General features: G+C 40.0%; 11 protein-coding genes. 10 read left to right on the plus strand and 1 reads right to left on the minus strand.

Going from position 1 to position 12,810, the window contains the following annotated elements; genetic code table 11:
* Window positions 1–94 precede the first annotated feature (94 nt).
* The 8 genes from WAA86_RS09135 (at window position 95) to WAA86_RS09170 (ending at window position 8,407) form a co-directional block, all read left to right on the plus strand.
* Window positions 95–1,939 (plus strand): hypothetical protein, encoded by a 1,845-nt coding sequence (locus WAA86_RS09135; RefSeq protein ID WP_337300698.1) that lies wholly within the window; start codon window positions 95–97, stop codon window positions 1,937–1,939.
* Window positions 1,940–2,059: 120 nt separating this feature from the next.
* Window positions 2,060–2,734: an SIMPL domain-containing protein gene (locus tag WAA86_RS09140; RefSeq protein ID WP_337300699.1), complete on the plus strand. Its 675-nt coding sequence runs from the start codon at window positions 2,060–2,062 to the stop codon at window positions 2,732–2,734.
* A 97-nt stretch (window positions 2,735–2,831) separates the two neighbouring features.
* On the plus strand, window positions 2,832–3,278 hold the full coding sequence (locus tag WAA86_RS09145) for a DUF2059 domain-containing protein (protein WP_337300700.1): 447 nt from the start codon (window positions 2,832–2,834) through the stop codon (window positions 3,276–3,278).
* 72 nt (window positions 3,279–3,350) lie between these two features.
* A complete protein-coding gene (locus WAA86_RS09150) occupies window positions 3,351–4,172 on the plus strand; it encodes a DUF6624 domain-containing protein (protein WP_337300701.1) in 822 nt (273 codons plus the stop codon).
* Between the two features lie 118 nt (window positions 4,173–4,290).
* Window positions 4,291–4,857, plus strand: coding sequence for an REP-associated tyrosine transposase (locus WAA86_RS09155; RefSeq protein ID WP_337300702.1), 567 nt, complete (start codon window positions 4,291–4,293; stop codon window positions 4,855–4,857).
* A gap of 404 nt (window positions 4,858–5,261) precedes the next feature.
* Entirely contained in the window at window positions 5,262–6,974 is a 1,713-nt protein-coding gene (gene ggt / locus WAA86_RS09160; RefSeq protein WP_337300703.1) for a gamma-glutamyltransferase, read from the plus strand.
* A gap of 75 nt (window positions 6,975–7,049) precedes the next feature.
* Window positions 7,050–7,892 carry an aldo/keto reductase gene (locus tag WAA86_RS09165; protein WP_337300704.1) on the plus strand — a complete coding sequence of 281 codons (843 nt, stop codon included), beginning with the start codon at window positions 7,050–7,052 and terminating at the stop codon, window positions 7,890–7,892.
* A gap of 71 nt (window positions 7,893–7,963) precedes the next feature.
* Window positions 7,964–8,407, plus strand: coding sequence for a hypothetical protein (locus WAA86_RS09170; protein ID WP_337300705.1), 444 nt, complete (start codon window positions 7,964–7,966; stop codon window positions 8,405–8,407).
* Between the two features lie 83 nt (window positions 8,408–8,490).
* On the opposite strand, the gene ypfJ is transcribed toward WAA86_RS09170, so the two are convergent.
* Window positions 8,491–9,390 (minus strand): KPN_02809 family neutral zinc metallopeptidase, encoded by a 900-nt coding sequence (gene ypfJ / locus WAA86_RS09175; RefSeq protein ID WP_337300706.1) that lies wholly within the window; start codon window positions 9,388–9,390, stop codon window positions 8,491–8,493.
* A 564-nt stretch (window positions 9,391–9,954) separates the two neighbouring features.
* Here ypfJ and WAA86_RS09180 point away from each other — a divergent pair.
* Together WAA86_RS09180 and WAA86_RS09185 are read left to right on the plus strand one after the other, a co-directional pair.
* Window positions 9,955–11,805 (plus strand): PLP-dependent transferase, encoded by a 1,851-nt coding sequence (locus tag WAA86_RS09180; RefSeq protein WP_337300707.1) that lies wholly within the window; start codon window positions 9,955–9,957, stop codon window positions 11,803–11,805.
* Between the two features lie 77 nt (window positions 11,806–11,882).
* A complete protein-coding gene (locus tag WAA86_RS09185; RefSeq protein WP_337300708.1) occupies window positions 11,883–12,452 on the plus strand; it encodes a hypothetical protein in 570 nt (189 codons plus the stop codon).
* The last annotated feature ends 358 nt before the right edge of the window (window positions 12,453–12,810 follow it).

A 12,810-nucleotide genomic window follows, 5' to 3' on the forward strand; every position in this document is an offset into this window, starting at 1 on the left:
ATTAAAAAAAAACGAAATCCAACAATGGTTATAATTCATTGTGAAATAATTCAAGAAACTATAATAGAAGCCACCAAACACAATATTTAAATCTATGAAATTAGAAAAGATACTAGATAAACTGGGTTCCTTAGAGAAGAACTCCTTCATAAAAATAATTGACAACATCATTTCTAAAAATCCAAAAAATGCCAAGGAAATTGAAAAGATTCTAAGTTCCTCAGACAAGGGCCTTAAATCTGTTGACAACCAAAATGTCTCAAATATCTTTAATTTGATTTCCAGTGAATTTACAGAACATATTAAATGTGAGTTCCAAGAAGCCAATTCTCAATTGGATATCTTGATCGACATCATCATTCGGGATGGAAACTGTATCATGAAGCAAGATTGGTTTTCCAGATTATATGATAAAGAAATTAAAAACTTAAAAGCCAAAATTAAAAATCTGAATACGGAATTAGAGTCCGAAAAATCTGAATTGAGTGAATTAAGAAAAAGAGATTACCGCATCTATAAATCTTGTTTATCTACCGCCTACACCAATGATATTGCCAACAATAGGGATGCCAAAATAACATCAGATGAATTATCGATAATTCTTACACTTTCCAAGCAACTAGGATTATCGCAAGAGGAAGTCAAACTGATAAACTATTCCATACTTCCAATTAAAAAAGTTGATATACAGGGTGTAATCAATAATCTAAAAAATCTTGGGGTTGTATTCTTTTCCAAAAAAGAAAATACCATTTACGTCGCTGATGAAATGGTAAGGTTATTAAGAAAAGTACGAGAGAAAGAAGTTGCCGAAAAGTTTTATCGAAGAACTCTAAAATTGTTGAGAGAACCCATAATCAATCAAATTGCCAAGAATCACAACATTGACCGTAAATTAAGCCATGCCCAAAAAATCGAAGAAATAATTAAGGAAGGAATTGATTTCAATGGCTTGCTTTCAAATGACATCCATAAAGAGGGTATCACACTTACTGAAAAGAAAAAAGCCTTAAATGACCTTTGCGAAAAAGGACTTAACATTCAAAATTTAAAAGGAAGTACTTTAGAGGATAAAATCAATAGTCTCATTGAACATTTTGATAATGTCGAAAAGGATGAAAAAGTTGGCATCTCATTGGATGGTTTTGATAAGTTGCTCACAGAACTCAACCTTTCTCTTCCTAAAATAAACAAAGAACTAAAGGAACAATTTGAGCTCCAAGATGAATTTGTTTTGAATGGAAGTTTCCTTCTTGATTACAATATAAAACCACGTGATATTTTAGACCCTCTTACCAAGCAAGATTTGTCCAAATTCATAAAGGACAATGGTATTAAACAACGAGGTGATGATATTTTGAATATCCTTGAACATTATAAAGACGTTGAAAATCTTTATCTGGAGAATTATGAAAATGTAGCTTATCGCAATCTCAACTTATTAAAAGAAAATGGAATTTCTATTAAAGAAAGTGAAGTAGGTTTGAAATTTGAAGAACTTACAAAAATCATTTTCAAAAGCCTAGCATTTAATGTTGATGATCAATTTAAGAATCAGCTGAACACCCAAAAGGATATGATGGATATTCTTTTAAATTTAGGTAATGATGAAATCATCATAGTAGAATGCAAAACAGCCAAGGAAAGGGGCTATAATAAATTTAGTACTGTTTCACGCCAACTGAAATCCTATCAAAATGTAGCTCTCAAAAATAATTTGAGGATTGTTAAAATACTACTGGTTGCACCCGAATTCAGCGATGATTTTATCTATGATTGTGAAATGGACACGGAAATGAATTTATCCCTATTGACTGCTCCTACTCTATCTAAAATATATGAAGGATTTAAGACCTCAAAATACCAAGAATTCCCACATGTGTTGTTCCGCGATATTGTTATTAACGAGGAGCGTATTTTAAAAGCTTTGAGTAAATAATGTCCCTCCCTCCGCTAGCGCGAGCGTCACGCTCGTGCCTTCAACATTATGAATCGAAATGATTAACTAACAAGCTGAAATAAAATTTAAATATCATAACCGCCATAAAACCAAACATACATGAAAAATAATTTAGCACTTATCTTGACTCTTATTATATGTGGCATCTACAATATTTCAGCTCAAGATAGATTTATAGAAGTTATGGTCAAAGATACCATATCTCTAAAACCAATATCATATGAATACCAAGTCTCTAGTGGACTTAAATTTGAATATGACTATGATAATCCTAACTCTAAAAAAGAATTTTCTGACAAGATTAGACAGTCAGAAGAAAAAATTGTTTCTCTTTTAGAAAAATGGGGATACCAATTTAGATTAAGCGGAAATCCAGAAGTCAACGTTACTCTAGAACCTACAGACAAAAGGAATTACATTGTAAGAATAAAAGATTCTGTTCAAAAAGAAGAATTTAAAACCAGAATGAAAAAGGAGGACATAAATTTTTACATGACGGATATTACGTATGAGGACAAGGAACCCATGATTAAAGAAATGTATTCCAAATTAATAAAGAAATCCAAGGAAAAGGCTGAACTAATAGCTGAATTGAGCAATATGAAAGTTGGTGAAATCGTTCAAATATCGGAATCAAAGTCGGAATTCAGCTTAATTTCCAGCTTTATTGAAAATTTCGCTTATTCCCGATCATACGGTGGGTCATCTACATCGTTTACATTCAATCCAGGCATTTATGAAAAAAGTATTCTTGTGAAATATTCGACTGATTAATTTGCAATACTAAGACTTCTTGCCCGCGCGAGTGCGCGCGTCATGCTCGTGAAAACAATTAACAAGTGTATTAACAAAAACTACTAAATCTAAAACCATGACCAAAGTATTTACCATACTATCATTTGTATTTTTTTGTAGCCTATCCACATATGCACAGGCAGATCAGGAATACAGCAAAACCCTTCAAAAGATGTTCCAGGTATCCGGAACAGAAGAATCCTACCAGGCCGCCATTAAACAGATGTTTGGCATGTTCAGGGAACAGTACTCCGATGTAGAGGCTGAAATCTGGAATGAGCTTGAAAAAGAATTCTCCCAGACCTCCATCAATGACCTGACCAAAGAGTTGGTCCCAGTATATCTAAAATATCTGACCCTTGAAGACCTCAAGGGATTGATCCAGTTCTACCAGACCCCAGTTGGACAGAAATATGCCAAAAGCACGCCCATGATTATGCAAGAATCCATGGAGGTAGGCCAGCAATGGGGCATGAAAATCGGTGAACAGTTCATGAACAAGATGGATGAAAAAGGGTATTAAAACTTAGTGATGCTAGGTCGGGCTTTAAGCTCGTGCCAGAAGAATTTTTTTATTAGAACAAATGATTAATAAATGAGCCGAATCCTTTTACCCGTTTTACTTTTCATTTTGGTTGGTTGCCAAGAGCGTCAACTTCAAAAGATCACAGAAAAAGATCTGATAGATAGAATGGTAAATCAGGAAATACCAGAACTCTCGGAAATTAGTATACTTACTGAAGATGGTGATATCATCAGCGTTGACTCCTTGAGAACTTTAGAAAAAAGCAAAGCATATTTTGGAGACTTCTATGTCAACAAAAAAAACGAAATAGTACAGATTGTTATCAGAGAAAAAACTGGTGAAGACGAAAAATTGATTCATAGATTAAACCAAAAATTGAACGAGGGACCAGAAGTAAAAACGGTAAATATCGACTGCAATAACAAGGTAAATTTGCTACAGCGCGTTTTTGACAGGGACCAGGAAATGAGGCGTGGCAAAAGCCAGATTGACCCAAAAATTGACCATGAGAATTTAGAAATTATTGTCAGTTTTTTGGAAAAATGTGGCATGCCTACCTTAGCAGAAGTAGATGATGTACAAATGGCCGCCATATGGGCCGTACTCCAACATGCACCGGCAAAATATCAGAGCAAATATTTACCTCAACTTGAAAAGTCCGCAACGAAGGGTGACATAAAATGGAGCGTTATTGCGCTAATGAAGGACAGGGCCTTGATGTACGAAGGAAAACCACAGGTCTACGGTAGCCAGATCAATAATGGGGAATTATATCAATTATTTGAACCTGAATATGTGGACCAAAGAAGGCAAGAAATAGGGATGGAAAGTCTAAAGACTTATTTACTAAGGTTCCATATTGAATTCAATGTGGAACAAAAAAGGAAATAAAAAAATCAAAAGAGTTTCATGCCAATGAAGAAAAAAATTTCATTTTCCCCGCTAGCGCGAGCGTCACGCTCGTGCTCGTAACCGCAACAGTTGAGAAAGAAAATATTCAAATAACAAATTGAGCCGAAAATACAAATTCCATAACCCTACCGCAGCTTACTTTGTAAGCTTTGCAACTGTGTACTGGATTGATGTATTTACACGGCAACCTTATTTTTCGATATTGGAACGGGCCATTGCACATTGCAGAAATGAAAAGGGTATGAAGGTGTTCGCATATTGTTTAATGCCCAGTCATGTACATTTAATCTTTAGATCAACGAATGGAGATCCATCTGGCCTTTTAAGGGATTTTAAAGGCTTTACCGCAAAAAAGTTGATAAAAGCAATTGAAGAAAATCCTCAAGAGAGTAGAAAGGAATGGCTGTTGTGGATGATGGAAAGGGCAGGAAAAATGAAAAGTAATGTTTCAAAAAGACAGTTTTGGCAGCATCACAACAAACCTATAGAACTGTGGAGCAATCAGGTTATAAAACAGAAAATAGAGTACATCCACTATAATCCTGTTGAACAAGGTTTTGTTACGGACCCTATAGCATGGAAGTATAGCAGTGCCAGAAATTATGTGGATGACGATACCATATTGAAAATTGACAATGACGGTATTGACTTGGGATTTCTCTGAAACCACAAACGAAACAAAAAATTTTGAAATAAACGATAGTGCACGAGCGAGACGCTCGCGTTAGCTTTGAGAGAAGGACATGAGGGCACGAGCGAGACGCTCGCGCCAGCAGATGATTCGTTAATAGTTATAGTGCAAAGAATATATTTATGAGATGGCCTTTGGACCACGTTTTTGTAACCAAAGAGTTCAAATAAAAAATATGTGAACGCTTTCAAAACATTGGTTCTGATCTTAATCCAATATTTATAGAATTGAAATGATGACTGAAACATTTTATCATTTAAGAAAAAAACTGTGGCTAAACCGATTAATCCATCTCTTTGCACCTATTATACAAGTCAAAACTTTTCGTACTTTTAAAACGCTCCGAATTATAATGCTGATCGTTATAAACAATCCATATGAAAAACACCACACTATTGGTTAGCGCCCTCTTTTTCCTTTTACTGCAGACCAACGATTCATTTTGTCAGACCTATGCCCGTAATGGCATGGTCAGTTCTAGCAGTAAAATAGCTTCCGAAGTAGGGATCGATATCCTAAAAAAAGGAGGGAATGCCATAGATGCCTCTGTGGCCACGGCCTTTGCCTTGGCCGTGACACATCCGGCTGCAGGAAATATCGGTGGCGGTGGATTTTTGGTTTTTATGGATTCCACCGGAACAGCTACCACCATCGACTTTCGGGAAAAAGCTCCTCTAAAGGCATCCCCAAAGATGTTTCTGGATAAAACCGGCAACCTTACACAGGGAAAGAACTTGTACGGGGAGGAATCTACCACCAATCATATCGGGGCAAAATCGGTCGGGGTGCCTGGAACCGTGGCAGGACTTTATATGGCGCATCAAAAATATGGCACCTTGCCATGGGAAGATTTGGTACAGCCGGCCATCGATATTGCAGAAAATGGCTTTCCGCTCACCTGGAGCTTATTTCAAGCTGCCACTTTTTTTGACAGCAATTCACCCATAGTATTTCTGAAAGACTATTTCAAAAAGGACAATGGAGAGCTGATCCAATTTGGGGAATTATGGAAACAGCCCGAATTGGCCCACACCCTAACGGCCATTAGGGATCATGGCCATGACGGGTTCTACAAAGGTGATGTCGCCAAAGAGATTGTACGCTTTATGAAAGAAAATGAAGGTATCATCTCCATGGAAGACCTTAATCGGTATACAGCCGTGGAAAGAAAGCCCATCAAAGGGGCCTTCAAAGATTATGATATTTACTCCATGCCCCCGCCCAGCTCGGGAGGGGTAGCCCTTATTGAAATGATGAACCTTATGGAATTGGCCGTACTGGATAGCATTCCTTTTAACTCTACCGCCTATGTCCATCTGGTAGCCGAGGTGATGCGCAGGGCTTTTGCCGATAGGGCAGAATATTTGGGTGATACAGATTTTAATGTGAATACGCCAATTGCCAAGCTGACGTCCAAAGAATTTGCCAAAAAGCGATTTGAGAATATTGATATGTCCAGAGCCTCTGTGAGCGACTCAACCAAATTTGGACAGCTATATGACGGGAGCAGCACTACACATTTTTCTGTGGCCGATGCTTCCGGCAATGCCGTGTCATTGACCTATACCTTGGAACATAGTTATGGTTCTGGGATGGGTTCAACCAAACTGGGGTTTATCTTTAACAATGAGATGGGCGACTTTAACCCAAAGCCGGGGTATACGACTACTTCTGGACTGATAGGCACAGACCCTAACCTTATACAACCTGAAAAAAGAATGCTCTCCAGCATGACACCTACTATCGTGGCCAAAGATGGCAAACCCTTTCTTATTGTTGGGAGCCCCGGAGGAAGGACTATTATCAATACCGTTTTTCAGACCGTATTGAATGTTTTGGCCTATAACATGCCGGTAGATAAAGCCATTGAGGCCATGAAGATTCATCACCAATGGTTTCCAGATGGTATCCTCTATGAGAAAGGCCTCCTTTCTCCAGATACCGCAAAAGCACTGGAAAAAATGGGCCATATGATGGTACCCATAGATGGATTGGGCGAGCTCATGGGAATACAAATCGATGCTGACAACAAGATTATGATTGGAGCCTCAGATTCTTCAAGTCCGGACGGAGCTGCAATAGGGTACTAGCATCAACCAAGAATAGTACGAGCGACACGCTCCTGCCCATTGAGAACAAGGACTCGTAGACGAAACATATAGATTATGGAACCATATTTTACACTGAACAATAATGTCAAAATCCCATCCGTAGGTTTTGGTACCTGGCAGACCCCTGATGGGGATGCGGCCCTAAATGCCATAAAAACTGCTGTACAAAATGGGTACAGGCATATAGATACCGCAGCCATTTATGCCAATGAAAAAGGCGTGGGCATGGGTATCAAGGCATGTGGCATAGAACGTAAGGAACTTTTTGTAACCAGCAAGGTATGGAATACAGAACGTGGCTATGAAAGCACCTTGAAGGCTTTTGAAAAGTCCTTAAAAGATCTACAACTGGATTATCTTGACCTATATCTTATCCATTGGCCTGCCGCTGCCCATCAATTTGACAATTGGCAGCAGATCAATTCAGATACTTGGAGGGCCATGGAGAAATTGTACACCGAAGGAAAGATCAGGGCCATTGGAGTCAGTAATTTTTTGGAACACCATCTTGAGCCCCTGTTGGCAAAGGCAAAGGTTTCCCCTGCGGTCAACCAGATAGAATACCATCCGGGATGTATGCAGCAGAATTGTGTGCAGTTTTGTGCAGACCACAACATTTTGGTCCAAGGGTGGAGTCCGCTTGGAAGAGGTAAGGTGTTGGACCATAAAATGCTGCAGGAGATTGCCCAAAAGTATCATAAAACTGTGGCACAATTATGTATCCGGTGGGCTTTGCAGAACGATGTACTACCATTACCAAAATCTTCAACACCTCATCGGATTAGGGAAAACTTCGATATTTTTGATTTTGAAATCTCAGCATCCGACATTGCCTCCATCAACCAATTAGAAGATCTTGGCCGCTCCGGTCTACATCCGGATACCATTGAATTTTAACCTATGAACAATCAATCAAATAAAAAAAGGAGCCCCAACAAATTCGTTGCCTCCCTCCTTCCCTTCCAATTATGAAAGTACACCGATTACATTTTTCAATAGATATCAAGGCGGAGAAATCCGAAATATGGAACGCCCTATGGGATGAAAGCTCCTATCGCGCTTGGGCCAGCGTTTTTTTCGATGGTTCCTATGCCATTACCGATCATTGGAAAGAAGGGAGTACGGTGAAATTCCTAGCTCCAGACCAAAGTGGCATCTACAGCATCATAGAAAAGCACATTCCCAATACCATCATGAAATTCAAACATATTGGAAAAGTGGAGCATGGAAAAGAACAGCCCTTGGATGATGAAACCAAAAAATGGTCGGGAACCACAGAAATGTACACCCTTACCGAAGGAAAAGATCACTGTACCCTTACCGTTGATATTGATGTCTTGGAGGAGCATCTCGACTTTATGACCAAGACATTTCCAATGGCACTGGAAAAGATTAAAAACAATTGCAGTTAATATAAAACATACAACCGGGTAACTAGGATCATGATAGTCCCTACTCTGAATTGAAAGGTGGTTGCTGAGCGATTGGTTCTTTATCAAAGAAATTTTGCATTAAAAGTATTTCCTTGAGATATATCCCCAGTTTCAAACCCCTTTCTAAACCATCTGATTCGTTGTTCTGATGTACCGTGGGTAAAGGAATCGGGTACCACCCTTCCGGTAGATTGTTTCTGTAACCTATCATCACCAATAGCATTGGCGGCATTAAGTGCCTCTTCCAAATCACCGCTCTCCATCATTTGTGTCATACGTTGCGAATGATATGCCCATACCCCGGCGTAGAAGTCGGCCTGTAATTCCAATCGCACCGAAATCTTATTGAATTCCGTTTCGCTCAATTGCCCCCTCAAACGATTCACCTCATCCATTGTACCCATTAGTTTTTGAACGTGATGTCCCACCTCATGGGCAATGACATAGGCCTGTGCAAAGTCGCCAGGAGCATTCATTTTGCGTTCCATATCCTCAAAAAAACTGAGATCCAGATATAATTTTTGGTCTCCGGGACAGTAGAAGGGCCCCGTAGCACTAGAGGCAGAACCACAGGCAGAAGAGACATAATCTGTAAAAAGCACTAAGGTGGGTTCTTTGTAGTTATCCAATAGTTTATTCCACACATCTTCAGTACTGGCCAAAATAGTGGCACTGAATTCGGCCTGCATATTTTCCTCGGCAGTACCTTGATAGGATTCTGTGGACAAGGCCTGTTTATCACCCCCTGGAATCAGATTTCCCAAGAAGTTTAATGGGTTAGTTCCTGTAATAAAGGAGAATAACAAAAACACCCCAACAATAATTAAACCGGTTTTGGAAAAAAGAAGCTTAACCAAAGAACCCAATACCATTGGGTTAAATCCGCCTAGGCCCCTACCAGAACCAGACCGACCTCTTCTATCATCCATATTTGAACTTTGACGTTTACCTTGCCATTTCATACTTAAAATTTTTTCTGTACAATTTCATTACACTGTATAATGTGCTCTCAACAAGCTACCTTTTCTATTTCGTAATCAATCGCCTGTCGTCAATTTGTGCTCTAACCACTACCTCCTAAATTGAAAAAGCCCCTCTCCCAGGTGAAATATTGTTCCAGGATAAATTCCATTTTACCTTTCGCACAAAATTCCTACGTAATCCTTGCGGTTCAAAAGCATCTTACCATTCTTTCTAGAAGTGCCTTAAATTTACAAAATTAATGATGTGGTAGTTGCTCAAATGATAATATAACTAATCTCATAAGTAATCATAGAAACGCGGTATAGGAGCATGCGTTTTTTTGATTTGATTTATCCCTGATTCGTCCGTGCATGTAAATTTTAGGACAAAACTTACCTTTTAGGTTTTACACTACATTTCTTCCATACCCATTGGGCAACACAACTAGTTTTTGAATAAATCTGCAGGCAACAACGGTTATTACAAGCAATAAATCGTCCTATAACATTCTTCAAATACATCTAATAATTGTAAGTTAGCGACCTGTCCAAAAAGTGAAAATAATGCAAGACAATAACATGCTGGAGTATATCAAGGAAGTATTGGAACAAATGCCGAATGAATGGGTTGGACTTACCACCCACCGTTTGGATATTTATGATGAAAGCCTGGCCAAGACCCAGTTCTTGGACCAGTTCCAAAACTTATATAAAACCCATAATGCCGATACATCGGCACTAAGTGAATTGCCTACGGCATACGACTACATCAGATTGGGGCATCCGCTGTCCTCTATTTTGGAATGGGCCATAGCCAACCTCAACAACCTGAACCCGGAAAATGTCATCAGTTTTTCCTCTAAGACCATGCCGATCCTGGCGGTTTTGAGAAAAAACCTATTGGACCACAAAAAGACCCGAATCCTGCATACGGGAGCATTGCCCGAATCTTTTGATGCCGATCTTTTGAGAAGCGTGTACGGTTATACCTTCGAGCTAAAGCAGGTGGATGGCCATTTGGACATTTCCACATATGACGGGAGCACTATCTTGATTTCACAACACGAGGAACTGAACAAAGCTGCCCTTACCCTTCCCACGGACAGTGCGGTTGATTTCTTCATCCAAGTGCAACAGAACTTGGGGAGTGTTTTATTGGTGAACGGGAAGCAGAACCAAGATTATATCGGGTCGATCCAGCATGTACGAAGAAGGGAGACCATTGCCATGACCCCCATCAATTCCCTTATAGCATTAAAGTCGCTCGTAGGCCTCCCCTCTCTCGAAAGCCATGTTAACGGAGCCCATAAAACCTCGGTCTTGGATTCCATCAAGGAGATTACGGGTACCACGGCAAAGCCCTTGGTAGCTTCCAGTGGGTTATCCATCCAATATGCCATTATGATGGGACTGGTTCACCATGCCCAAGAACACCATAAGGGGAAGGCCATAAAATTTATTGTGCCCCCCAATTGCTATGGGGGTACCAATGATCAGGCAAGACGGGTTGCCGCTTGTATGGACCATGTGGACATCGTGGACTTACATGTAGATGGTGACAATGATATGGTCCGTAGTATTGATGCAGTACTGGCCAAAATAGCAAACGATGATGCTGTCCCCTATATCATCGCGGAAATCCCTACAAATCCAAGGGTTGAAGTCCCCGATCTTCAGAAACTAAAGTCGGTCTTAAGCACAGCACGCAAAACAGCCAAGGGTGAGGCAGCCATTGATCCGGTCTTTATTTTGGATCAAACTTTTTGCCCCAATTATCAATTTTTGGGGGAAGGTGAAATACTCTCTACCGTTAGGGCCATCTCCTATGCAAGCGGATCCAAATTCCCCAGTGGAGGACAATGTACGGCCGGCTATGTAGTGGCCAACAATAAAGCCGAAGGCTTGATGAATAAGATAGCCTTGCATCTGGAACTTTGCGATAACGAGGCTACGGCCCACCAGTTTGGAATATTGGCCAAGCAGCTGCCGTCCATGAACCAGAGAATCAAGGATGCCTATAACAATACCCGTGAGTTTGTAACCTTTATTCAGGAGACCCTGCCGGGAGCCAAGATCAATTTCGTCTCGGAAGCACTGGCACAACAGGGCTTTACTCCCTCTGTATTTTCTTTGGATCTTCCTACCAAGGGTGCTACGGATGAGGAGCGGGAAACCTACAAAAGGGCGTTGAACTTAAAATTGATCAATATGATGATCACAGAGATACCCCATGAAAGCAAGTATTGCGTGAGTTACGGTCAGTTGCACGGATGTTACTGGACAATCCCCGCAACTTCTACCCAAGGAACGACCAAAGAGGGCGATAAGGATTATATTGCCCGAGTATCCTGTTCCCCTGATATGGACATGGAACTCCATAAAAAGGTGTTTTTGGAATTCGTCAGCAGTATTTAAAGGCATCAAAAGTTGGAATGATGATTACCCAAAAACCTAAAAACAAGGAATAACTAACTTTTACCAACATCTTTATCATGATGAAAAAAACATTCTTTTATATTCTATTGTTTGCGTTTCAGTTTGCTTTTTCCCAATCAGAACTGGGGTCCCAACAATTTTGGGAAAAATTAAGGTCATATTGCGGTCAATCTTTTGAAGGGGAAATAACTGCAGGAGCTTCAGCAGACGATTCTTTTGCGGGTAAAAAATTGATCATGCATGTAAAAAGTTGTGAAGAAAACCGAATTCGAATTCCTTTCTTTGTTGGAGAAGATAAATCAAGAACTTGGGTTCTGACCTCAAAGGACAATATCCTCACACTGAAGCACGACCATCGACATGAAGATGGAAGTCCGGACAAAATAACCCAATATGGGGGCACCTCCACCAATTCCGGATTATCAACTATTCAGGTATTCCCTGCCGATCAAGAGACATGTAATTTGATCCCTTATGCCTCAACTAATGTTTGGTGGGTTACCATAGATGATAATTCCTTTACCTACAATCTGAGACGAATTGGCTCGGGAAGAGTTTTTACCGTGCGTTTTGACACTACCAATGCGGTGGATACTCCTGCAGCACCTTGGGGTTGGAAAGACTAACACCTCTAGAACATATAAGATAAAATAATAGATCAGGAGGTAGATCGCCCCCTCCCATTGGTCTTGTGCCAAGGTAGGCGCAGCGTTTTAGGGATACCAATGATGTAAAGCATTTTAACCAGCATCTAGACCCAATTTCCAGTCTTGAAATCCATGCCTATTCTGTATGCTAGCGGTGAACCACAGGATTGTTAAGATTTTGGGAATGTGGGATGAATTTCTTCCTCCCTACAAAGAAACCAATGCACAATTAAATTGCATAGGCCTATAAACCGTTTAAGAATCCAAACATGGGTAGGACAAAGAGGTCTGGGTTTCCAGACACCAACAATATTGTTTTGGGAATATGATGATTCTG

Source organism: Sediminicola sp. 1XM1-17, from assembly GCF_037203765.1.
Taxonomy (GTDB): Bacteria; Bacteroidota; Bacteroidia; order Flavobacteriales; family Flavobacteriaceae; genus Sediminicola.